This is a genomic window from Gloeobacter kilaueensis JS1, from assembly GCF_000484535.1.
Lineage (GTDB): Bacteria > Cyanobacteriota > Cyanobacteriia > Gloeobacterales > Gloeobacteraceae > Gloeobacter > Gloeobacter kilaueensis.
The window spans coordinates 1,461,472-1,484,627 of the sequence record NC_022600.1 but is presented as its reverse complement, the minus strand read 5'-3'; the positions used below and the strand labels follow the sequence as shown (position 1 = coordinate 1,484,627).

The window sequence follows — 23,156 nt, the reverse complement described above, 5'->3', positions numbered from 1 at the left end:
CCCTCACCCAATCAGGCGCGGCACCTGCGTCCAGTGCGTCCCATCGTCGAAAAGTGTAAGTAAGCGAAAGCCCGGCTGGGAAGCTGTTATGGGGGCACCGGGCGGGACTACTTGCAGAGCGGTGGACGGACAGGCGTAGTAGTCCACCCCGTTGCGGCGATGGTGCTGTTCGAGGTGAACGTGCCCGTAGAGCACCAGCCGCAGGCAAGGGTGGCGATCAAGGACAAAGAAGAGGTCTGCCGCATTGGTAAGTCCAATCGTATCGAGCCAGTCCACCCCGGTCGGAAGGGGATGGTGGTGCAGGGCGAGCAGGACGTGACGATCGCGGCAGGCGTGCAGGGCTGCGTCCAATTGCTCCAGGCTCGCCGAAGAGAGATATCCCTCGCCGTAGCGAGAATCTGGCTGCACCGAGTCGATGAGCAGAATGCGCCAGGGATCGCAGTCGATCTGCTGCAGGCCGATAAAGGGTGGCCGATCCAGTACGGCCCGCATTGCGGCTGGATCGTCGTGATTACCGGATAGCCAGGCGGTAGGCAGGCCCAGGGGTGCGACCAATTCTGCCAGTTGCCCATAAGCCGCCATCTCCCCAGCCTCGGCGACATCGCCTGTCACCAGCAGCAGATCCGGTTTTTCTTCTGCCAGGCGTCCCAGGACTGCCTGCAGGGAAGCGTGAACCGGGTATCCCCGCAGGTATTCCTGGGGGCTACTCAGCAGATGGGTATCGGAGATCTGAGCGATAGTTAGCTCTGGCACAGGCTGTTTGCAAAATAAAAACCGGAAAAGATGACGCAGGCGCTAAAGTATAGCTTATTTCTCACCATCCACTCTCCACCATCACCACCGCTGTCGTCTCCATCCCAACTACTCTCTGCAGTTGGGATCGAGTGTTGCAACGCTGGTAGCAGTTCCACAGTGGTCAGCCTTTCACCAGGCGATGGAGAGCCATCAATCCCGCTGTCCAGGCGGCGTTGACGAGTAGCAGAGCTGCGACGATCGAGTTACTGAAGGTTTCACCGCCCCCGAGGACGAAGCTGGCACACCAGAGCAGTAGCTCGTAGACGACAAAGCCGGAGAGCAGGGAACCGATGGCGGCGGTGGCTGGCTGGAGGGAGCCTGCGATCTTCTGGCAGACGAGCAGAGCGGCCCAGGAGGCCAGGCCCAGCATCAAGCCCCAGGCAAAGGCGTCCGGGGTGCGCGGGTAGTGGTGCAGGGTAAAACCCATGATCTGGTGGATAAGCCAGACGGTACCCAGGGCCAGACTGGCCTGACGTTGTTTCAAGGTGAGGCCCGAGACGACGGCAAAGCTCACCAGCGGCACAGCACAGATGGCCCAGAGGCCGCTCGCAGCACCGATGAAGACGAGCAGGCCCGGCCACCAGCGGCTTGTAAGGACGATTTTTTCGTGAGTCGAATGCATGGCGCGCTCCAGGAATTAGAGGGTAAGGGTGAGGCCCAGCCGAAAGTTGAGGCCGAGGCCGGGATAGCCGGGATAGACCTGGTACTGCTGGTTGAAGAGGTTGTTGAGCTGGGCGTTGAGGACGAAGGCATTGTTCAGGGGCAGTCGCAGCTTGAGATCGGCGGTGGTGTAGCCGCCCAGAGATTCGGTGTTGGCGTTGTTGACAAAGAAGCTGCCGATGCTGTGGACGAAGACACCGGCGTACCAGCCGCCGGGAGACTCGTAGGCGAGGCTGGCATTAAAGCTGTCCGCTCCGCGAAAGCTCAGTTGTTTGCCCAGCACGGTTGGATCGCTATCTTGCAGGATGCGCGGATCGCTTGTGGTGTAGTTGGCAGAAAAGTACCAGAAAGGAGCGATCTCGATGTCGGCGGTCGCCTCGACGCCCGTGGTGCGCACCAGACCGACGTTGGTGTAGGTGCCGGAGGTAAAAAACGGGTCGCTGAAGACGAAGCTGATCGTGTCGGAGACGGTGTTGCTGAAGTAGGTGAGCCTAAGCAGAGCCGCTTCGCCGATTTTCTGGTCGATGCCGATGTCGTAGCTGTCGCCCTGCTCGGGCCTCAGGTTCGGGTTGCCGTCGATATTAAAGAAGGGACTGCGCAGGCGGTAGTACAGGTCTGAGATGAGGGGAGCGCGGAAGCTGCGGGCGTAGTTGGCTCGTATCGCTGTATCCTCGCCCACCTCCCAGCGCAGCCCGGCGCTCGGCGAAGTAAAGGAGCCATTGACCACGCTGCTTAGATCCTGGCGCACGCCCAGATTCAAGCGCAGAGAGTCCAGAATGGCAATTTCGTCGCGCACGAAGAAGGCTCCCTGAGTCACATCGCCCTCGTAGTTGAGGGCAGTCGTGGTGGAAGGGTAGTTGAAGGTGGTGTTGAGGGCGTGGGTCGTGCGGAAGTCAAAGCCGTAAATCAGGTTCTGGCCGGGGCTTACTCGCCAGTCGTGCTGCAGCTGCAGGCCGTAATCCTCGCGGGCAATCTCGTCGCGGGTGCCAAGACTCACCGGGGCGTCGAAGCGGTAGTTCAAAAAGTCGGCGTAAAAGCGGGCGGTGAGCCGCGAATCTTCGCCCTGGCCCAGTTTGGCTTTTAAGAGCAGGTCGGTGAGCCAGTTGTTGGTGAACTGGCGGGCGTCGGAGCTGAGGCTGTTGAACTGGCCGACGCTGCCGGGAATGGGCAGAGGCACGCCCCCCGGCGCTCCGAGGTCCTTGTTGTTGGCAATGAGATTAAACGTCAGGTCGGTGCGGGGGCTGAGGGCCGCCTCCAGCCGGACGTTGAAGTTGTTGTAGACGACATCGGCGTTCTGGCGAATTCCTGAAAAACCGACCGAGTCGATCGTAAACGGAAAGTTGTTGGTCGCCTGGGTGCGGTCGTAGCCCACCCGCCAGCCAATCGGTCCGCTGGTGCCGCTGGTCTGCAGGCTCTGCTCGTTGAGGCCAAAGCTGCCCGCCGTGAGCCGCACACTGGTCGTCGCCGGTTGCTCGCTTACGGCGCGGGTGACGATATTGATCACCCCACCTACGGCGTTTGCACCGTACAGCGTCGAACCTCCCCCCGGCACGACCTCGATGCGCTCGATTGCGTCGGTGGTAATTTCAGACAGGTCGTAGCTGCCCTGGAAGCCGAGGTCGTTGATCGGGCGGCCATCGAGCAGGACGAGAGTCTGGGGGCTGTCGCCGCCCCGGATGAACTGGGAACTGCTGGCCCCGAGCTGGGTACCGGCGGTGCCGTCGCTCAGCACCCCCGGCAGGTACCTGAGCGCTTCCTGGACGGTGCGGGCTCCCTGCACCTCGATCTGGCGGCGGGTGACGACGTAGGCTGCCCGGCTCGACTCGCGCACGGTGCCCTCGCGGCGAAAGGGCGCAAAGAGCGGCTGATCGAGCCGGGATTCGGCAAAACCCTCCAGAGGCCGGACTTCGGGCGTAGAGGGAAGCGGCGGCGCGGGTGCCTGGGCAAAAAGATCGCGAGCCTGCTGGCTCACCGGCGGCACCCCTGTCAGGAGTGCTGCCGGTTCTGCCACAGCCGGCAAAGCGACGACAACAGACAAAAAACCAACCAGCGCCCAGGGAACGGGCGCTCCGTAGATGGCCATCAAAAAACCCCTTTCCTGTGCGACGCAGGATGAGTGGAATCACCGACTCACGGGTGGGCTTCCTGACTGAGGCCGTATTTCAAGCCATCACAGTTGCGGCACAGCGGCGGATTCGCACCGCGCTTTCCCCATTCTGTCCGGGCTGATCCCCCGGACTCCCAGAGCTTTTCGGTTGTGCAGTCATCATACACGCGCCGGAGGGATCGACCGCATTTTTTAGCGGCAGGGCTGCAGCGGCAAAATTTGTGGTCCCACTGCCGTCTGGATCACGCTCACTTCGATGCCGAAGACTTCGGCCACCAGCCCTGGGGTGAGTACCTGCTCGGGGCTGCCAATGGCGCGGATGCGGCCCTGGTGCAGCAGCGCCAGGCGATCGCTGTAGCGGGCGGCCAGATTCAACTCGTGCAGAACCGCGACGATCGTCACCTGCTGTTGTCGGTTAATCGCCTGGAGCAGTTCCAACAGTTCCAGCTGGTAGCGCAGATCCAGGTGGGTCGTGGGCTCGTCTAAAAGCAAGATCTCGGTGCGCTGGGCGAGGGCGAGGGCGACAAAGGCGCGCTGCTGCTCGCCTCCTGAGAGCGATTCGACGGGCCGATCGCTCATCGCCGTGAGTCCCGTGCGCTCAAGCGCTTCTTCGACGGCCCGCCGATCGTCGCTCGTCGATCGCCACTGCCACCAGGGCTGGTGCGGATTGCGGCCCAGGCTGACCAGTTCGTAGACGCTCAAACCGACAGGCACAACCGCCCGCTGGGGAACAAAAGCGATCTTGCGCGCCAGCACCTCACCAGCCAGGGTCTGGATATTGCTGCCCTCCAGCTGGACATTCCCGCCGACAGCTGGGAGCGCAGCGCTCAACAACTTCAGCAAAGTGGATTTGCCAGAGCCGTTCGGGCCGACCAGGCTCAGCCACTCGCCTCTGCCCACCGCAAAATCCAGTTCGCGAATTACGATCGCCTGGCCGTAGCCGCCGCTCAGGTTGTGGCCTTCGAGAGGATGCACGGGAGTTAGCTTTCCTCCAAAAAAATCGCCTCTAGATCGCGTGCGCCGTGTAGTATCCGTACCACCTCAATCCCGCCGGAAATCGGCAGATAAAAAATGACGTACCGGTTTATCGGAAAGCTGCGCAATCCAGCGGCGAGTTCGCTGCGCTTACGTCCGATATTGGATTGCCGAGCAATTGTCTCAAATTTTTCACCCAACATCTCAATAAAGCTGCAGCTCGGTCTTCGCTGTCTTCCGCGATATACTCCCATATCTCTGCAATATCAGCTCTGGCGCGGGGCTGGATAACAACGTTGGGCATCAGGTTCGCTGCTGCTCCTCAAGGCGTGCTGCTCTACGGCGGCGGCTTTCTTGTTTGATGGCTTCAAGGTCCAGTGGTTCTGCCGGGCCACTTTCCAGCCCTTCTCGAATGTCCTGTCGCAGCCGCTCGAGCTTGAGCGCTCGTATCCGATCCTGTTCGTCCATCAGCCGCAGGGCTTCGCGCACGACCTCGCTGGCCGAGGTGTAAAGACCAGAAGCTACTTTCTGGCGGATCATCTCTTCAAGCTGAGGGGTCAGATTCACATTCATTGTCATGGGAACTTCCACCATCTTCCTGCTCGTTCCTGCACTCTAGCATCGTTGTCACAAGTTGCCAAAAATTGACAACAAGTGCTGTCCAGGGCTGCGGCGCGCCGGATAGATGGCGCAGAAAATTTTATAGATGGGACCGGGCGGCGCTGCGGGCGGTGAGGTTGGCCCAGGCAGCCTCGCGCACCAGGCGGTTGCTATCGACGACGAGTTGCTGCAACAGCGCCTCGGGTGTGCGGCGATGGCTCGCCACTGCCCAGCGCTCCGGCCAGGCGAGGGAGCGGCTGGCAAGCGCCAGACCCTGGGCGCTCATCCTGGGGTGGAGCAGGAGCATCAGCCGCTCGAAGCAGTAGCTGCGGTTGCGCACCTCGCTTTCGAGGATAAAAGGCAGGGCACGTTGGTTGGCTGCCAGCCCCGCCTGCAGCCGCCGGTCGCTGCTCAATTGCCGCAGCAGCCGCTCGGGCAGGGACGGGTTGTTGGCAGCGCTCAGCCGCACGGGGGCGGAGCGGTCAGCGGCCAGCTGTTCGAGCAGCCGGGTGGGTAGACCCGGATTGGCAGCGGCAGCGGCCCGCACCGCCGGTTCGGGATCTGTGCTGAGCTGGGCGAGGAGATCGGCGGACAGGCGCGGGTGGAGCGCGATGGCGGAGCGCACCTGGGGCCAGGGACTGAGAGCAAGTTCCTGCAGTTGCTCGATCGCCATGCTCGCGATCGACCGCAGCACGCCAGTATAAAACTGCCGGGCATTCGGATTGGCCGCCGCTGCTGTGCGCACGTAACCCACCGGATCTTGCAATAGCCGCAGCAGCGCCTGCGTACTGAGCCGGCGATTGGTCGCCGCTGAGCGCCGCACCTGGGGCCAGGGGCTGAGAGCCAGGGCTTCGAGCCGTCCCAGGGCAAGATCGCTCGCTGCCGCTTCCTGCTCCAGGGCAAGCAGGCGTGGGTTGCGGGTCACCGCCCGGCGCACCCGCCGATGCCCACCACTGGCGAGCCTGACCAGCACCGGCTCCGGCGTGGCGGCGTTGAGGGCGACGGCGCAGCGCACGCCAAAAGAAGCGTCATAGCTCAGATGCTGCAATGTCTGGCTGTCGGTGCGCAGATTGCTGGCGACGGCGCGGCGAACCTGGGCTTCGGGATCGGAGGCCAGTTGCCCGAGTAACCCCGCAGGCAGGTAGGGGTTCGTCGCTGCCTGCCGCCGCACCGCTGCCTGGGCGTCAGCGGCCAACCGGCTCAAGATTGCCTGTGAAGTGGCAGGATGGGCAGCAACGGCCAGACGCACCGCCGGTCGGCTATCACTGGCGAGGGTGGCGAGCATCGCTTCGCCGGTGCGCGGATTGCGGGCAATGCCCAGACGGACCTGACCGCCCTCGCGTCCCAACTGCTCCAGACAACCGAGGGGGGTCTTTGGATTTTGGGCCACCGCCGCCCGCACCGCCGCCTCCGGATCGCGGGCAAGGCGCTCCACAAACGACAGGCTCAACTCGGGATGAGCAGCGACCACTGCCCGCACGCCCGCCTCGGGGTGGGTGCTCAGCCGATCGAGCAGGAGCGTCGCACCGCTGAGGCGGCGGACCACTGCTTTGATCACTGCCGGGTCCCCATCGCAAGCAAGAAGTTCCAGCTTAGAAGACGGCAGCCGACCGCTGCGGATCGCTGTCAGGCGCACCGCTTTGAGCGCGTCGGCTGCCAGCCGTTCGAGCCAGACAACCGGGGTTGCCGGATTGGCGGCGACAGCTTGCCGGACAAGAGGATCGCTATCGCCCGCCAGTTGCTGCAGAACCGTCTCGGGTGTCCTCCTGTGGGCAGCGACGACGGCCCGCACCTGGGCATCCGTATCCTGGGCCAGCTCCACCAGGAGCGCTGTCTCGGTGGAGGCAGCGGCGGCCACTGCCTGCCGCACGGCGGCGACTGTGCTGCCGGCAAGCAGGGGAGCCAGCGCAGCCGAAATGGGCACAGAGGCAGACCACTGGTTGCGGAACGTCTCGATGAGCCAGTCCGGCACTGGGGCAAGGGCGAGCACTGCTGCCGCCCTGCGGGGATTGGCCAGAACAAGGCCGCTTGCCAGGATGAGGGAGCGGGCATCGGCTATGGCGAGTGATCCCGGCGCATTGACGTGCAACTTTGCCGACCCGGCGACGAGGGAATGGCGGCATCGGGCGAGCAGGGCCAGCAGCGAGGCGGGCAGGGCCGGGTGCAACAGCACCGCCAGTTGCACCTGCGGGTCCGGACTCGCACTCGCCTGCACCAGGAGCTGGGCAGGTATACCCGGCTGTTTGAGGAGACTGACGAGGGTGCGCACGGGCAGGCGATCGATCAGGCCGGGGCGCTCCCGCAGCGACTGGCTGAGGAGTGGATTGTTCAAAAAAGAGCGGGGAAACTCGATGGCGAGCTTGAAGAGCAGTTCCTCCGGTGTGCTCGGATTGGCCGCTACTATCCGCCGCACCCCCCGATCCGGGTGCCGGGCCAGCTCCCTCAGCACCGAGGCTGCAGTCGCCGGATTGGCCGCCACGTACCGGGCCCGCTCAGCTGCGCCCGCTGACGCACCGCCACTTGCTCCATCTGGTGAAGTGAAAGGCTGGAAGGCCATTCTGGTCGATATCTACCCGCAACAATTATGTCCCATCTTTCTGTCTCCAGGACGAGGGATGGAGTTGCCCCAGATCCGATGATCGAAGGGGTAGACGGGGGAACAGCGCTCTTTCAGTGGGGTAGTCACTGCCTTTAGATAGATCAAAACCAGGAGCCGTTGCACGATGAATGAAACAGGAACTACCCATTCCCTATCTGCTAAATTTCAACAATTTTCTGCCTTCGCCTCCCAAATTTTGGGGACTTCGTGGTCATTTTTGATCGCCTGCCTGCTCATCGTCGTCTGGGCGATTTCTGGTCCGTTCTTTCACTTCAGCGATACCTGGCAGCTCATCATCAATACCAGCACGACGGTGATCACCTTCTTGATGGTGTTTATCATCCAGAACACCCAAAACCGTGACACCCGAGCGATCAACCTCAAACTCAACGAGATCATCCGCTCGATCGAAAAGGCCCACAACGAACTCATCGATATCGAAAAAGCGGACGACGCCGATCTCGAAAGGCTCTCAAAAGCCTACGAGCGCCTGAACAGTTTTATTAAAGAACCAAAAAAGAACAACAATATCTCCTGACGCCAGTTGGGCCAAAAAAATCCCGGTAGTGCTACCGGGATCTTGAAGCATTTGCTTGAGCGATCAAACGTCGAAGTAGAGGACGAACTCGTAGGGATGGGGCCTGAGCGACAGTGGAATTACTTCCTTGGCGAGTTTGTACTCGATCCAGGTGCTGATCAATTCCTCAGTAAAGACGCCGCCCTCGGTGAGGAAGGCGTGGTCCTCTTCGAGCGCCTTGAGGGCTTCGGAGAGTGAGCCGGGGGTGGAAGGCACCTTTGCCAGTTCCTCCGGCGACAATTCGTAGATATCGACGTCGAGCGGCTCGCCCGGATCGATCTTGTTTTTGATGCCGTCGAGACCGGCGAGAAGCATCGCCGAGAAAGCCAGGTAAGGGTTGCTGCTCGCGTCCGGACAGCGAAATTCGAGGCGCTTGGCCTTGGGGTTGGAGCCGCTGATCGGAATGCGGATCGAGGCCGAGCGGTTGCCCTGGGAGTAGGCGAGGTTGACCGGAGCCTCGAAGCCGGGCACCAGGCGCTTGTAGGAGTTGGTGGTCGGGTTGGAGAAGGCGAGGATGGCCGGGGCGTGCTTGAGCAGACCGCCGATATAGTGCAGAGCCGTCTCGCTCAAGTTGGCGTACTTGTCGCCAAAGAACAGCGGCTTGCCGTCCTTCCAGAGCGACTGGTGGGTATGCATACCGGTGCCGTTGTCGTTGAAGACGGGCTTGGGCATGAAGGTCGCCACCTTGCCGTACTTGCGGGCAACGTTCTTGATGACGTACTTGTAGATCAAAAGCGCGTCCGCCGCCTCCACCAGGGGCAAAAAGCGGAAGCCCAGTTCTGCCTGGCCACCGGCGGCGACTTCGTGGTGGTGCTTTTCGATCGGGATACCCAGTTCACCCATCGTCAGCAGCATCTCGGTGCGCAGATCCTGCTGGGAATCGCTCGGTGCGACCGGGAAGTAGCCTTCTTTGGGACGGTTCTTGTAGGCGAGGTTCGGCCCTTCGGCGCGGCCAGTGTTCCAGTTCGCTTCGACCGAATCGATGTAGTAGTAGCCCGAACTTTGGGTCTGATCGAAGCGCGCGTCGTCGAGAATAAAAAATTCCGCCTCCGGCCCAAAGTAGGCGGTATCGGCGATGCCGGTGTTTTTAAGATAATCGAGCGCCTTGCTTGCAATCGTGCGCGGATCGCGGCTGTAGGGCTCACCGGTGCGCGGTTCGCGGATCGAGCAGGTGAGGCTGAGGGTCTTTTCTTTGAAGAACGGATCGATGAACGCCGTGCTCGGGTCGGGCACCATCAACATGTCCGACTCGTTGATCGTCTTCCAGCCGCGAATGCTCGAACCATCGAAGGGGATGCCGTCGATAATCGCGTCCGCATCGATCTGGCTGGGAGCAAACGAGCAATGCTGCCAGATTCCGGGCAAATCAATAAACTTCAAATCAACGATCTTGACGTCCTCGTCTTTGATGAGCTTGAGGACATCGTCGGGAGTCTTCGCCATGTCGGGGTCTTCCTCGAGCGCTAATGGGTCTACGGTGGGTCTGGAGATGGGGCCAAGCCGGACGGGGCAAGGCCAAACTATCCTAAGGAGGTGATTGGCAGTATTTTGTAGTGCCGGATACAAAGTTTCAGTGCTCTGGGGGCAGCTATGCTGTTGAGGTGAGCGTTCCACCCGGCCATGACCACTACTCCCTGGAGCAGCCGCTTTGAAGAGGGGCTGCACCCGGCCATCGCTGCCTTCAATGCGAGCATTGGCTTTGACATCGAACTTATCGAATACGACCTGACAGGCTCTGTGGCCCACGCCCAGATGCTGGCCCACACAGGCATCTTGAGTGCTGCAGAAGCCGAGGCGATCGTGACCGGCCTGGAGCAGATTCGATCGGAGTGGCGCTCAGGCCAGTTTTTGCCCGCGATCGACCAGGAGGACGTTCACTTTGCCGTCGAGCGCCGGTTGGTGGCGATCGTGGGCGAAGTTGGAAAAAAACTGCACACTGCCCGCTCGCGCAACGATCAGGTCAACACCGACCTCAGACTCTGGCAGCGCGCCCGCATCGATGCCATTGCCGAGCGGTTGCTGGACTTCGAGCGCGTGCTTCTTGATCTGGCAAAAGCGCACGTCGAGACGCTGATACCCGGCTACACCCACCTGCAGCGCGCCCAGCCGGTGAGTCTTGCCCACCACCTGCTCGCCTACGTCGAGATGGCCGAGCGCGACCGCAGCCGCCTGGAGGAAGTGCGCGCCCGCACCAACATCTGCCCGCTCGGTTCCGGAGCGCTGGCAGGGACAGTACTGCCTATCGACCGCCACTACACTGCCCGGTTGCTCGGTTTTGCCGGGGTGAGCGAAAATTCTCTCGACGCGGTGAGCGACCGCGATTTTGCCGTCGAATTTCTCGCGGCGTTGAGTTTGATCGCTGTTCACCTGAGTCGCCTGGCAGAAGAAATGGTCCTCTGGGCGAGCCAGGAATTTCGCTTCGTCCTTCTTACCGACCGTTGTGCCACCGGTTCGAGCCTGATGCCCCAAAAGAAAAATCCGGATGTGCCGGAGCTGGTGCGGGGCAAAAGTGGCCGGGTCTTTGGTCATCTGCTGGCGATGCTCACCACTCTCAAGGGCTTGCCCCTCGCCTACAACAAAGACCTCCAGGAAGACAAAGAAGCGCTCTTCGATGCGGCGCGCACGATCGAAGCTTCTGTTGAAGCGATGACGATTTTGATGCGCGAGGGCATCGACTTTCAAAGCGACCGCCTCTCTGCCGCCGTGGGCGAGGACTTTTCCAACGCCACCGACGCCGCCGACTATCTGGTGCGCAGGGGCGTTCCCTTTCGCTCGGCTTACGGCATCATCGGCGCAGTGGTCAAGCACTGCCTGGGCGCGGGCTTGCTCTTGCGCGAGCTGCCGATTGACGAATGGCAGCGGTTCCATCCGGCCTTCGAGGCGGACCTCTACGCGGCCATCGCCCCCGAAACGGTGGTGGCAGCGCGCAACTCCTACGGCGGCACCGGCTTCGAGCAGGTGCGAGCCGCCCTCGCACGGGCCGAAGCGCGCCTGCAGGCAGCGGTTGCATCGAAGTAGGCACAGAGCCTTGAGGTTAATTTTTCCTGCTCAGCCGGAGGATGAGAATGTTTGTCTGGCCATGTAGATAAAGACAGCGAAGGCCAGAAGCGGTTCGATTGCCTGCTTCACCTGCCAGTCCAGCCGGTGTTGTCGCGCTTCGAGGGCAGCGATAAATTGCTCCAGGCAACTGAGAGCGCGCACCAGGCCAAGGGCTGCGCCGTACTCGCCCAACGCCCGCCAGCGGCGCAGCGTCAATTCGTCGGCGCGGTCGAGTCCGATCACGAGCAGTTCAGCCAGCGCCTCCCAGGCTTGATCGAGGAAGCTACGCAGTGGGTCGGCTGGGGGGGCGGCAGGCGCTGCGGACAATGCGTCCGGCAGGCTGTCTGCGGTAGACGTGTCGATCCAGGGCTGCAGCAGGCTGCGGCGACCGTTTTCAAAGACCAGGGCGACAGGTTCGATCACCACCTGCGACGCTGCGACGCGGACAGGCCCAGCTACAAAACGGGGCGGACCCTGGGCGAGGCGAGCGAGCAGGGCTTCGGTGCCCTCCCGGTTGCGCGAGGTAAATGGATGCACCAGTAGAGCGCTCTGGCCCTGAGTGTCCCGCAGCACCGCCTGGACAGCCTGATCGACGGTCGAGAAATGGACGTCTTCGATCCCGGCAACGGCGAGGATGTGAAAACTGGTCCCCAACCGCCGCGAGCGCAGCGGTGCGGGCGGGAGTGTCGCCAGGTGCGCCCTCAACTCAGCGAAGTCATCGGCGCGCCCAGGAGGACGCACCAGGGTTTCCCATTCGTAGGACTGGGGGTTGAGCGCCGCCGGGGCGCGACCAGGCAGAAACTGCCGCTCGGGCGTGTACTTGCCGCCTCGGGTAACGAGCTGGCCGGCGGCGAGGGCGGCTAGAGAAATATCCTTCACTACCGGGGTGCGAGCCAGTTCGGCAAATGGACGGGTCGTATCGGCAAACTCGCGCAGCACACCCACGACCTCGCCGGAGTCGGCGTCCTGCAGGTAGCTCACCAGGCGCACGCTTTTGGGGCGCAAGATCACACCCAGACCCAGGCCCACCAGCCGCACGCCGACCCGGTCGCTGACCCGGTCACTTGTCGTACCGCGCACAAAGCGCTGGGGCACAGCTCCGGTATGGGAGCGGATGGCGTCGGAGCGGATGCAAAGTTCGGCGAGGCAATCGAGGGCCAGGGTGGCGCAGAAGCGGGCGTCGTGGGCAGCGTAGCGCTCCTGCTCCTGCAGCAATTCGAGGACGACCTCGGCGGGCCAGACCAGCTCTGCCTGCTCACAGGCTGCCGCCAGCCGCCGCAGGCGGGCAGCGAGGGCGGCGGAGCAACCGGCGATCCCGACCGCCAGCAGCTCGACCAGCACTTTTTCCATTTCATCCAGGAGCATCCCCGGCACCGGCAGCGGTTCGCCCGTCTCGACGAGTCCTGCCGTCTGGTCGGCGGCCAGACACCGGAAAGCCCAGACGCCCAGCAGGGCGTGGCGGCAGGGCGGACTCTCGGCGCAGTCGCAGCGGGCGTAGGCCAGATCGCCGGGCACGGGGTAACGGACGGTGTGGGCGAGGGTGTGAAAGCGGGCCATCGGCTTGTTGCCGCGCACCAGTTCGATGAGCTGACCGGCGGCAAACTGCTGGCGGGCCTGGGCGAGGGCGGTTTTGCGAAAGTAGCGCTCGATCTGGGCGTCCTCGATCTGGCCAGGATCCCAGGCGGCAGCAGGTTCTTCTGGATGATCGGACTGGCGCTGGTAAGCGAGGACAGCGCCCACCAGATGGCGGCAGATCGTCGTCGCCGCACAGCTGCACAGCCGCTCGTCGAGGGGAGTCGCCGGGGGCAGGGTGCAGATCGCTCCGTCTGTCCAGACCACCTCGATCGTGCCGTCGCTCTGGGTACGCAGGGTGTAGGGGGGTGGATCGGACTGGACTTCGCGCTCGGCCCGCTTGAGCAGGCCGCGATTTGCCAGGGCGGCCAGATCCTCCACGCTCAGCGCCAGCAAGTCGGTGCGCGGCAGCATCGCTAGCGCACCTTCTCGGCCACCCAGGCCGCCAGTTCCCCCGGCGTCATCGCCGCGACCTGCGCGCCGAGATTGACCAGTTTTTGGGCGGTGTCGCGGTCGTAGGTGGGCTTGGCCTCGGCGTCGAGGGCAGCGAGGCCCAGCAGGGTGACGCCAGATTCGACGAGCTTTTTAGCTTCGCTCAAGAGCCGCTGCAGCGGTGCCCCTTCGTAAAAGTCGGTGATCAAGACGACGATCGCCCGGCGCGGATACTCGACCAGCGAGGCGGCGTAGGCGAGCGCCTGGCCGATGTCGGTGCCGCCTCCCAGCTGGACTTTCATCAGGGTCTCGACCGGATCGCTGCACTGGTCGCTCAGATCGACGACGGCGGTATCGAAGATGCACAGGTGGGTGCGCAGGCTGCGGATGCCAAAGAAGATCGCCGCCGTCACCGCTGCGTGGATGACGCTGTCGATCATGCTGCCGGACTCGTCTACGAGAATAATCAACTGCCAGCGGTCCACCTGGCGGCGCACCCGCGAATAAAAGTAGGGCGTCTCGATAAAAAGCCGCCTGCTGGACGGATCGTAGGTGCGCAGGTTGCGGCGGATCGTCGTGCGCGCATCGAAGTTGCCTGCAATCTTGAGATACGAGCGCCGCCTGCGATCCACCGCCCCGAGGAAGGGCTGATTCACCGGCCTTGCAAATTTTTCGAGCAACTGGTCGATCACCCGCTGCACCAGCTGGCGGGCAAGGGCGAGCACCTGCTGGTTCATCAGATGCCTGGTGCGCAGGACGGCTTTAAGAAGCGCCTCGGAGGGCTGGGCGCGGCTGAGTAACTCCGGATTGGTGACCATCTGCTCGATCTGATAGCGATCGAGGGCGTCGCGCTCCAGCCGCTCGATCGTCTTTTTGGGAAACAGTTCGTGAACGGCGTTGATCCACTCGGGCACGCTCAGGCGCGATTCGCCCAGATCGCCCTGGCGGACATTGCGCTGGGGCTGGTACTCGCGGTCGTACAAAAAGGCCAGCACCTGCTCGCGTTGCTGGAGGGTGCCATCGAGGGTCCCGCCCAGCACCGCTTCGCTGCCACTGCCTAAAATCAGCCGCCAGCGCGCCCGCCGTAACCGCTCAAGATCAGACATCTTTACTGCCGCCCCGCAGGCCATAGCGATCGAGCTGGGCCAATACCTGCGCCTCGAAGGCGAGGGCGAGGGCTGCTGTCTGGGCATCGACGGCCAGCGGCACCGGGGGCGGCCCGTCTCCTGCAGTTGGAAAGAGTGTCTGGGCCAGGGTGTGCTTCTCGCGGGGGCTAAAGCTGGTAAAAGCGAGGCGCAGGGCCGGCAGTGCCTCCAGAAACGTCTGCTCATCGAAGCCGCTCACCAGCTCGTCGATCTCGCTTAAAAGTTCCGGCTGGCGCTGGACGACCTCGCGGCCCAGGGCAAACAGTCCGGTCAGATAATCGCCGATCACCCCGGCGGCGCTGAAGGCGCTCAGATCCGCACCTCCAGGAGCTGCCAGCGTCCAGAGGGCACCGCTCGTCGCCCCGCGCAACAGCGGCAGCGCAGTAGCATCGGCGGCAACCTCAGCAAAAGTGGCGCAGACTGCGGCGCGATCGAGACCCAGGGCCGCGCCGCAGCGCTCGCAGATTTCAAGGAGCGTCCGCACCGCCTGGACGAGTTCGCGGTCCCGGCCCTGAACCCGGCCCAACTTTGCCATCGACCCGAGGCTGCGATCGAATACCTGGGCGAGCAACCTGCCCAGCGCTTCTCCACCCGCCGAACCGAGGGCGTCGTCGTAGCGGTAGAGGTAGAGCAGACTGCCGGCGGCGGCGGTGAGGGCAAAAAAATCGTGGTCGCCTCTAAGAAGCTTCTCCAGTCGGGCGAGCAGTTCTGCCCCGAGATCGCTAAAGCCCATCTGGCAGGCGGCGAGTACCAGACGGGCAGCGGCTTTGGCGTCGCGCTCCTGCTGTTCTACCTGCTCGATGAGCCGGCTTTGGGCCGCTTCGGCAAGGGTCGGGCCATAGACCGCCGCTTCGATCGCGTTCGCCTCCAGTTCCGGGCTCCACAACAGTCGCCAGCGCTCCCAGATGCGTTCCAGCTCGTCGCGCCCGAGCAGATCGCTGCCTCCCACCAGCCCAAAGCCCGCAACTTCCAGGGTGTGCAACTGGTGGAGAACCCGCGAGCGATCCCGGCTGGCCTGTTCGTGCAGGTCGAGTTCGACCGTGCGCTCCCGCTGCTGCGGTTCGAGGTTGAAGTGGGCGAGCTGGCGGCGCAGATCGGCGACTAGAGGCGGCAGCCGGGTACCAGGGGCGAGCCTGCCCCGCTGTTTGCCGCGCAGGACGGCGTGGACAGCGGCTAAAAACGGATGGGCGAGGCCCGCCGTCAGCTCCTCCTTGACCAGGGCAGCGGTAACGCCATCGATCAAATCGCGCCGCCAGACGCGGCGATGGCCGCGCAAATCGGCCAGGGCACTCGCCATCGTCCAGGCCGCGATGAGGTCGGCGCTGCTTGCCACCTGCTTGCGCTCGCGCAGATCCTGGGCCACCGCCGCCAGGATCTGCCGGGCGACCATCGCGTGATCCCAGGCGTGCTGATAAAAGCCCGGCCCCGGCATACCCGCTTCGTAACCCGTGAGTCGATCGAGCCGCTCGTAAGAATAAGGCGTCAGGGCGATGCCCCGCTCGTCCACCGCTGGGCAGCAAGGCACAGGGGGCGGACTGTCTGAGCGCAGGTGGCTAAAAAGGGCGTGGCTATGAAACCCGCCCGTCACCACCAGGACGGGACCGGAGGCGGCAGCGGCGATCTGGCGGATCTGAGCGGCCATGAACGCCTCGCGCCTTAAATCTGCTGCAGACACCTCACCGCCCGAGGTGCGCAGCAGATAGCACAGCCGGTGGCAGCGCTGCAGGTAGTCCTCAAGACTCAAGTCGGGATCAACCTCGAAGAGCAGATCCCACAGTTCATCGAAGTCGCCGACGGCGAAGCGCTCGCAGAGCACAGCCACGCAGTCGCTCGTGCGCAGGGGACCATCGGCGTAGCGGTGGGCCGGAAGTGTTTCCTCCTCGGCAGCAGATAGGTCGGCCCAGGGCAGGTCGATAAAGCGGACGACAGCCCCCACCTCCCGCCCGGTCACCAGCGCCTGCCACTCCGGCGAGTAGATACAAAACGGATAGAACGCCCCTCGCCGCCGCTCGCCTTTTTGAAAGTAGCTGTAGATCGCCACGGGCAACTGGTGGGGCAAAAACAGTTCCTCGATCCGGTCGTTAAAGTCCGCCGGTCCCTCGACGAGCACGGCTTCGGGCCGGATCCGGCGGATGAAGGCAGCGAGGAGGCGGGCGGCGGCGGGGCTGTGGTGGCGCACCGGAAAGAAGACCACCGGCCCGTCGCTCTGGTAGAGGGCGGGTTCGAGATCCGGGGCGGACGGTACTGGCGGAATAACCACGGCTAAAAAGTGATAACCGTCCGGATCGATTGTCCTGCGTGCATCAGCTCGAAGGCGCGGTTGATCTCAGACAGGGGCAGCACGTGGGTAATCAGATCGTCGATGTTGATTTTGCCTTCCATGTACCAGTCCACGATCTTCGGCACATCCGTGCGGCCTCTGGCCCCGCCAAAGGCCGAACCCTTCCAGACGCGGCCCGTCACCAGCTGAAAGGGCCGGGTGCGAATTTCCTGACCGGCCCCTGCCACGCCGATAATCACGCTCACCCCCCAGCCCTTGTGACAGCATTCGAGCGCCTGGCGCATCACATCGACGTTGCCGATGCACTCGAAGCTGTAGTCGGCCCCGCCCTTCGTCAGGTTGACCAGGTAGGGCACCAGATCGCCCTCGACTTCTTTGGGGTTGACAAAGTGGGTGATCCCGAAGCGCTCCGCCAATTCGCGCCGGGCCGGATTGATATCGACGCCCACGATTATGTCCGCCCCGGCCAGGCGCGCCCCCTGGACGACGTTGAGGCCGATGCCCCCCAGACCAAAGACGACGACGTTCGCACCGGGCTCGACTCTGGCAGTGTTGATCACCGCGCCGATACCGGTGGTCACGCCGCAGCCGATGTAGCAGACTTTCTCGAACGGCGCGTCCTCGCGAATTTTGGCGACGGCGATCTCCGGCAGCACCGTGTAGTGCGCAAAAGTCGAGGTGCCCATGTAGTGAAATACAGGCTCTCCAGCCACCGAGAAGCGGCTGGTGCCGTCGGGCATCACCCCCCGGCCCTGGGTAGTACGAATCGCCTGGCAGAGGTTGGTCTTGCGGCTCAGGCAGTACTCGCACTGGCGGCACTCGGGCGTGTAAAGCGGAATAACGTGATCGCCGGGCCGGACACTGGTGACACCGGGGCCGACCTCGACGACGATTCCCGCTCCTTCGTGGCCGAGAATTGCCGGAAACAGTCCCTCCGGGTCCGCTCCTGAGAGGGTGTAGGCGTCGGTGTGGCAGACGCCGGTTGCCTTGATCTCGACCAGCACCTCGCCGGTGCGCGGCCCCGCTAGTTCGACCGTTTCGATTGTGAGGGGCTGGGCGGCCTGGTAAGCCACCGCTGCTTTTACCTGCATCGGTTTTCTCCTCGAAGGGGTCTAGACGTGAGCGCCCCTGGATGCCTTGAGCATGTGGTAGGTGATGAGCAGTTGGGAGATGGCGAGGGGATGGCTCTGGAGCAATTCGCCGGTGGTGCCGGTGACTTTGCCGATCTCGCCGGGGATGTTGCAGATGTGGGTGCCGTTGGCCATCTCCTCGCAGAGGACTTCCTGCAATTCTTTTACCTGCTCGTCGGTGGCGTGGCCATCGACTTCGAGCACATCGACCGGTTTGCCCATGTCGCGGTCGAGTTCAAGGCGCACCGCCGAGCGGGTATGCGCGCCGCTGCGCTCGATGATGCTGACAAAATCTGGGTGGGGAACGGTGGGCCTGAGCACCAGCCGCACGTTGAGCTGGGTGTCCGGCCCCTGGCTGCCGGGATAAAAACTGACGACCACATCCGCCCAGCCGCGCTGGGGCCGGATGAATTGTTCGGAGTCCGGTTCGCGCCGGGCCATCTCCTGCAGCACCTGCTCTTCGGTATAGCCGCGCTTGTTCGTGTCGCGCTTGACCTTCCAGCGCGTGCGCAACGGTTCGGGCGGTGCCAGGTAGACTTTGATATCAAAAGTGTCGCGCATGCCCCGCGTCGAAAAACCCAGTAGACCCTCGACGACCACGAACTTGAGCGGCTTGATGTACTCCGGCGGATCGAACGTACCGGTCTTGTGGTTGTAGATCGGCTTTAAGATCGGCTGACCGGTGCGCAACAGCGCCAGGTGCTGCTGGATGATGTCTAGGTGGTTGCAGTCAGGGTGCAGGGCCGTGATCCCCAGCTCGGCCCGCTGCTTGCGGTCGTAGCGGTGATAATCGTCGGTGCAGATAACCGTGACATCTTCAGGACCAAGGATCTGAGCGATGCCGCGCGTCAGGGTCGTCTTGCCCGCAGCGCTGTCACCGACGATGCCAAGGATAATGGGACGCTGGGCCATGAGACCTCCTCTGCAGCGATAAGTTGGTTCGATTGTAGAGCGTCTCACCTGTGCAGAGGATTTGTGTAGCCTGACTAAACTGGATAGCCCCGAACGTGCTAAAGAGATGGTAATGCTCCTTCCCGCCATTCGGTCGTATCCGAGTGGCTATCCAGTCGATATCAGACTCTGCACAACTGACTAGCCACAAGCTCGTATCTGTAACTTCGACCAGGCTCCACACTGTAGGCACTGATTCTTAATACGCCCCCAGCGGTCACCACCCTGCGACGAACTCCGGCGATGTAACCAGGAGCAGCCTGTACTGCTCTCTATATTTCTGTAGACTCGCTATGACTCGTATGCGCGTTGACCGTCGCTGGTTGTCTGTTGTCCTGGTGCTGGCTGGGCTGTTGTGGAGCGGCCAGGGACCGCTGCAGGCCGAGACGATCTGCCCAGACCGGGCGGGCGAGGTGAGCGCCGCTTACGCCCGCCTCAACTACCTGCGCGCCCATCCCGGTGCCTACGCCGGACAGCCGGTGGCTGCTCTGCACTGGAACGACCAGCTTGCGCAGATTGCCCAGAGCCGGGCGGAGGACATGGCCAGTCACGATTATTTCTCGCACCGCAGCCTCGACGGCCTGGGGCCGAACCAGCGGCTGGTGCGGGCCGGTTACAGGCTGCCGGTGACCTATCCGCTCGACGCCGGGGCCAACCAAGTCGAGTCGATCAGCTCCGGTGTCAGTTCAGGCAGCGAAGCGATCGACCAACTGGTGCGCGATGAAGGATTGCCCGTGCCCTACCATCGCCAGCAGCTGCTCAGCCAGCTCCCGGCCTACCATCGGGCGACGGAGGTGGGCATCGGCATGGCCTGTGGGGCGAGGAGCACCTACGGCACCTACTTTGTGGTGCTCATCGCTCCAAGTCCCCTGCCCCTAGCGCGCACCGGGCCGCTTTCGCAGGCGCACCAGCCAGCGCCGCCGCGAGAGGTAGTCGGGCAGCGCGTAGCTGCAGAAAGTGAGCATCCGACTCTCAAGCTCCTGCCAGGGACGGTCCATCCGGGCGAGTAGCGCCCGCAGCACCGCCTCACCCAACAGATCCTTGCGGTAGAGATCCACGATCGGCTCCGGCAGAACGACGTTCCAGAGCCGGTTGACCAGGCGCAGCGGCAACAGCAGCGCCCGGCGATGGCGATTGCGCGCCAGCCCGGCGGCGACGCGCTCCCAGCGCCAGCGCCGCAGGCCATAGACCACCAGGCGAGCCAGCTCGCCCAGGTAGCGGTAGCCCGCCTGAAACAACAGTTCCGGCCTGTGCTCGACGAACAGGTGCCGGGCAATGTGGCCGCACAGGTAGACGGGCAGATCTTCTGCTGCCAGCACCTGCAAACAATCGCGCCACGGAACGCAGCGGCGGCGCATCGCTTCCTCGTCGGGTACCGGCAGGTAGGCGGGGGCGAGGTGATAGTGCAGATCGACGCTGGCGCGAATACCGGGACCGCTGCCTGCCAGTTGATAGGCTGGCAGTTCGTGGTAGAGCGGATCGAGGACGACGCTCGGATCGACCGGGCCGCCGCCGTAGCCTATGGTTCGTAGGGCAGCATCGGCGGCCTGCACCTCCTGGGGCCGCACCCACAGATCGAGGTCGGCGAAGGGGCGCAAGGCCGGATCGGGCCAGAGCAATGCGCCCAGGTACGCCCCTTTGAGCAGTACGGGCTCGATGCCGACCGCCGCAAAGGCACGGCTGACGCGCCCCAGTTCGCTGGTAAGCCAGCGCACGCTCGCCACCGAGCGCACGTAGTGGCGGCGCAGCCGGAGCGCCTCCGCCTCCGGCAGCTCCAGCCGCTTTTCGACGACGAACGCCTGGTAGGCTTCCAGCGCCAGTTCCCGCGCCTCGAAGTAGCTGATGAGCGCCTGCCAGGTCGATGGGGCGAGTCCATCCCACTCGCCTCCGAGCGGTTCGCGCAACTCGGGCGGACAGCTCAAATAGCGCGCCAGAGCGACAGCGATATTCATCCCAGTCCGGCGACGAGCAACTTCTCGATCGCGCCTGTCGCCTGCTCCGGCTCCGAATAGGCGAGCTGCCAGGCCGGGGCACTGTCCACCAGGGCGCGCAGGCGCGCAAAGTGGCGATTGGCTTGTGCGCTACCGGCAATCAACTGGTTGACAAGCAGCGTCCAGCAGTGGCCGGGGCGCAGCGCCACAAGCTGGGGTGCGGCCAGTCCTGGCCGGTACTCGGGCCAGACGATGCAGCGCGGGGGCCGGGGTGTCGCCCAGCGCCGTGGGCGGCAGTAGCCGGGCGGCAGGTGCTCAAAGGCAAGCAGCGGTGCTACCGCCAGCCGCTCGACAATCCGCTCGGTCTGCTCGTCGATGTGAAAGCAGCGCTCGAAGGGCTGGACCGCCAGCTGCTCGTCGAGCAAGATCAGATCGTCAGCGAAAGGCACGAAGCCCCGCCCCAGTAGGGCAAGCGTCAGGGTCGTCTTGCCCGAGCCGGAGGCACCCGGCAGCAAGATTGCCGCTTCGCCCCGCGCCACCGCCGCCCCGTGCAGCGGGCACAGTTCTGGCCGCAGGACGAGGGAGCGGCTCACCAGCCACCACTCACAAAAAGGCACCAGCTCCGCCGCACTCCCCCAGCAGCACAGGCTCGGCAGTTCCAGCCTGTAGCCGCCGCCGCTGCCCTCACTGAAGCGGACGATGAGGCTATCGCTCGCTGGACGGGCGGCGAAGGGAGCCAGCAGCGTCATCAGCGGTATCCGGCAGGCCGCCGGTCCACTCACGCTCACCCGCTGGCCCAGCAGGTCAAGGTGCGATGGGGCACGATGGGCGAGCCTCAAGGGTGCTGCTCCCCGGCGCGGGCTAAAAGTCCCAACCCTTCGAGGTAGGCCAGAAAGTAGTAGACATCCCTCCGGCAGTCCTGGCCACCGGTGCCGAAACATTCTTCGACCGCCGCGACGATCTGATCGGCGCTGTGCTCGCCGTCGCACCAGTCCCAGACGAGGGCAGCGGTCGGATTCAACTCGTGGGCGACACTGGTGAGCGGATCGAAGAGCACCGCACTGCCGTCGGCGAGAAATTCGCCGAGCACGTCGCTGCGGGCCTGGGGGTGGGTGCTGTTTGCCTGCGCTGGGTTCACGGGAGGGTTCAGTGGATGACGACGGGCGTGCCTTCCTCGACTTGATCGTAGAGAAAAACAATATCTTCGTTGCGCAACCGCACGCAACCGTTGGTCACCGAGCGACCGATCGAACTGATGCTGGTGGTGCCGTGCAGGCCGTAGTCGTTGAGGCCCGCCTGCTTGAAGCCGATCCACCGGAGGCCCAGGGGATTGCGCGGGTTCTTCTCGTCGTAGATGATCCGGGGATTGAACGGATCTTGCCAGACGGGATGCTCGACCATCTCGATCACCTCGAACTGGCCTTTTGGTGTCGGCGTCCGCGATTTACCGACGGCCACCGGCGCTTCCCAGAGAATCTGGTTGATGCCGGTGCGCAGCCGCAGCAGGTGCTCGTCGGTCGAAATCTCGATCCAGGGCGGTTCGTTGTACTGGTTGTTGGTAACACCGGTCGAAAACTGGGAAGTGGTGGCGGCGATCACCTGGGCGGCCACGGGCCGCACCCGCATCCAGATCCAGGGGCTGATACCGAGGACGGCTAAAAGCACGAGTGAACCCAGAAACCACAGATCGCCTCGGCTAAAAAACTTGATTCGCTTGCGGAGGCGAAAGCGCTGGAGCATGGCCGTCCTCTAGCCCAGGCCGCGTATGGCCCGGCGCGTGCGGCCACCGCGCGCCCGGCGGCCCCGTCCAAACGGCGTGGGACCCAGGACGGCGCGGGGCCGGGGACCCAGGACACCCCGTGGGGTCGGTACCGGCGTATCGGCCCGGCCCAGCAGTGGCGCTGTCCCGGTACCGGCGATCGGCACACCGAAGATCGTCGGCACCGCCGCCGGCGGGATGCCGGCGGCGGTGCCGGAGCCGATGCCGCCCAACAGCGGCAGAGCGAGAATCGGTACCAGCGGCACAAAGCTGTTGCCGCCACCACCCGCCGGGACAGTATTTGCCGGAGGTGTGGGAGGCGGTCCGGGTGAGGGGGTGGCCTGGGCGTAGACCGCCTCGGAGTGGAGGATCTTGGGCGCACAGTACAGCAGCAGGCCCATCTGGACCGATGCCTTGAGCGCCTGACGCCGCTTCAGCCGCGCCGATTGCTCGGGTGTGAGGGCAGGAGGTTGATCGGAAGCTGACATGTCAGACTCTCGCACTGTGCAGCGGGGGCAAAATGCAATGAAATTAGATTAGCACCGATAAACTTGCTCAGATAGCCACTTTTCGGACCATGTCATCTATCGCTGAACGGCGGTG

Annotated in this window: 20 protein-coding genes, 1 pseudogene and 1 riboswitch; of the genes and pseudogenes, 3 read left to right on the top strand and 18 right to left on the bottom strand. The window is 63.7% G+C overall.

Features of this window, described 5'->3' with window-relative positions; all coding sequences use genetic code 11:
* Nucleotides 1–3 precede the first annotated feature (3 nt).
* The 7 genes from GKIL_RS07100 to GKIL_RS07070 form a co-directional block, all read right to left on the bottom strand.
* Nucleotides 4–753, bottom strand: a complete 750-nt coding sequence (locus GKIL_RS07100; RefSeq protein ID WP_023172807.1) for a phosphodiesterase — start codon at nt 751–753, stop codon at nt 4–6.
* A 163-nt stretch (nt 754–916) separates the two neighbouring features.
* Nucleotides 917–1,417, bottom strand: coding sequence for a hypothetical protein (locus tag GKIL_RS07095; protein WP_023172806.1), 501 nt, complete (start codon nt 1,415–1,417; stop codon nt 917–919).
* A gap of 15 nt (nt 1,418–1,432) precedes the next feature.
* A complete protein-coding gene (locus GKIL_RS07090) occupies nt 1,433–3,538 on the bottom strand; it encodes a TonB-dependent receptor plug domain-containing protein (RefSeq protein ID WP_023172805.1) in 2,106 nt (701 codons plus the stop codon).
* Between the two features lie 35 nt (nt 3,539–3,573).
* A riboswitch (cobalamin riboswitch) is annotated at nt 3,574–3,716 on the bottom strand.
* A gap of 38 nt (nt 3,717–3,754) precedes the next feature.
* Complete coding sequence (locus GKIL_RS07085; RefSeq protein WP_023172804.1) at nt 3,755–4,537, bottom strand: ABC transporter ATP-binding protein; 783 nt, start codon at nt 4,535–4,537, stop codon at nt 3,755–3,757.
* A 5-nt stretch (nt 4,538–4,542) separates the two neighbouring features.
* Nucleotides 4,543–4,740 carry a type II toxin-antitoxin system RelE/ParE family toxin gene (locus tag GKIL_RS07080; RefSeq protein ID WP_023172803.1) on the bottom strand — a complete coding sequence of 66 codons (198 nt, stop codon included), beginning with the start codon at nt 4,738–4,740 and terminating at the stop codon, nt 4,543–4,545.
* Between the two features lie 100 nt (nt 4,741–4,840).
* The gene (locus GKIL_RS07075) at nt 4,841–5,116 is read right to left on the bottom strand and encodes a type II toxin-antitoxin system ParD family antitoxin (protein ID WP_041244477.1); all 276 of its coding nucleotides are present in this window, start codon (nt 5,114–5,116) and stop codon (nt 4,841–4,843) included.
* A gap of 121 nt (nt 5,117–5,237) precedes the next feature.
* Nucleotides 5,238–7,694, bottom strand: a complete 2,457-nt coding sequence (locus GKIL_RS07070) for a hypothetical protein (protein WP_023172801.1) — start codon at nt 7,692–7,694, stop codon at nt 5,238–5,240.
* Between the two features lie 166 nt (nt 7,695–7,860).
* On the opposite strand from GKIL_RS07070, the gene GKIL_RS07065 reads away from it, so the two are divergent.
* Nucleotides 7,861–8,274, top strand: coding sequence for a low affinity iron permease family protein (locus tag GKIL_RS07065; protein ID WP_023172800.1), 414 nt, complete (start codon nt 7,861–7,863; stop codon nt 8,272–8,274).
* A 63-nt stretch (nt 8,275–8,337) separates the two neighbouring features.
* Here GKIL_RS07065 and glnA read toward each other — a convergent pair whose 3' ends face one another.
* Nucleotides 8,338–9,756, bottom strand: coding sequence for a type I glutamate--ammonia ligase (gene glnA, locus GKIL_RS07060; protein ID WP_023172799.1), 1,419 nt, complete (start codon nt 9,754–9,756; stop codon nt 8,338–8,340).
* A gap of 177 nt (nt 9,757–9,933) precedes the next feature.
* On the opposite strand from glnA, the gene argH reads away from it, so the two are divergent.
* Nucleotides 9,934–11,331 (top strand): argininosuccinate lyase, encoded by a 1,398-nt coding sequence (gene argH / locus GKIL_RS07055; protein ID WP_023172798.1) that lies wholly within the window; start codon nt 9,934–9,936, stop codon nt 11,329–11,331.
* 30 nt (nt 11,332–11,361) lie between these two features.
* Here argH and GKIL_RS07050 read toward each other — a convergent pair whose 3' ends face one another.
* From GKIL_RS07050 to GKIL_RS07030, 5 genes are read right to left on the bottom strand one after another with little or no spacing between them, the layout of a single operon-like run.
* A complete protein-coding gene (locus GKIL_RS07050) occupies nt 11,362–13,338 on the bottom strand; it encodes a hypothetical protein (protein WP_023172796.1) in 1,977 nt (658 codons plus the stop codon).
* Between the two features lie 2 nt (nt 13,339–13,340).
* Nucleotides 13,341–14,462 carry a VWA domain-containing protein gene (locus tag GKIL_RS07045; RefSeq protein ID WP_023172795.1) on the bottom strand — a complete coding sequence of 374 codons (1,122 nt, stop codon included), beginning with the start codon at nt 14,460–14,462 and terminating at the stop codon, nt 13,341–13,343.
* Nucleotides 14,455–16,761 carry a DUF5682 family protein gene (locus tag GKIL_RS07040; RefSeq protein WP_023172793.1) on the bottom strand — a complete coding sequence of 769 codons (2,307 nt, stop codon included), beginning with the start codon at nt 16,759–16,761 and terminating at the stop codon, nt 14,455–14,457. The genes GKIL_RS07045 and GKIL_RS07040 overlap by 8 nt, the downstream gene beginning before the upstream one ends.
* Before the next feature lie 2 nt (nt 16,762–16,763).
* Nucleotides 16,764–17,873: an S-(hydroxymethyl)glutathione dehydrogenase/class III alcohol dehydrogenase gene (locus tag GKIL_RS07035; RefSeq protein WP_023172792.1), complete on the bottom strand. Its 1,110-nt coding sequence runs from the start codon at nt 17,871–17,873 to the stop codon at nt 16,764–16,766.
* A 21-nt stretch (nt 17,874–17,894) separates the two neighbouring features.
* On the bottom strand, nt 17,895–18,824 hold the full coding sequence (locus tag GKIL_RS07030) for a phosphoribulokinase (RefSeq protein WP_023172791.1): 930 nt from the start codon (nt 18,822–18,824) through the stop codon (nt 17,895–17,897).
* A gap of 332 nt (nt 18,825–19,156) precedes the next feature.
* Here GKIL_RS07030 and GKIL_RS25585 point away from each other — a divergent pair.
* A pseudogene (locus tag GKIL_RS25585) lies at nt 19,157–19,654 on the top strand (CAP domain-containing protein); the annotation flags it as partial.
* Nucleotides 19,655–19,738: 84 nt separating this feature from the next.
* Here GKIL_RS25585 and GKIL_RS07020 read toward each other — a convergent pair.
* Genes GKIL_RS07020 through GKIL_RS07000 form a run of 5 tightly spaced genes read right to left on the bottom strand, consistent with a single transcriptional unit; the run spans nt 19,739 to nt 23,041 of the window.
* Nucleotides 19,739–20,815, bottom strand: a complete 1,077-nt coding sequence (locus GKIL_RS07020) for a nucleotidyltransferase family protein (protein ID WP_023172789.1) — start codon at nt 20,813–20,815, stop codon at nt 19,739–19,741.
* Nucleotides 20,812–21,633, bottom strand: a complete 822-nt coding sequence (locus tag GKIL_RS07015) for a phosphoenolpyruvate carboxykinase (ATP) (protein ID WP_023172788.1) — start codon at nt 21,631–21,633, stop codon at nt 20,812–20,814. The genes GKIL_RS07020 and GKIL_RS07015 overlap by 4 nt, the downstream gene beginning before the upstream one ends.
* On the bottom strand, nt 21,630–21,932 hold the full coding sequence (locus GKIL_RS07010; RefSeq protein ID WP_023172787.1) for a PqqD family protein: 303 nt from the start codon (nt 21,930–21,932) through the stop codon (nt 21,630–21,632). Before GKIL_RS07010 ends, GKIL_RS07015 begins: the two co-directional genes overlap by 4 nt.
* 8 nt (nt 21,933–21,940) lie before the next feature.
* Nucleotides 21,941–22,534 (bottom strand): L,D-transpeptidase, encoded by a 594-nt coding sequence (locus GKIL_RS07005; RefSeq protein WP_023172786.1) that lies wholly within the window; start codon nt 22,532–22,534, stop codon nt 21,941–21,943.
* A gap of 9 nt (nt 22,535–22,543) precedes the next feature.
* Nucleotides 22,544–23,041, bottom strand: a complete 498-nt coding sequence (locus GKIL_RS07000) for a hypothetical protein (protein ID WP_023172785.1) — start codon at nt 23,039–23,041, stop codon at nt 22,544–22,546.
* Nucleotides 23,042–23,156 lie beyond the last annotated feature (115 nt).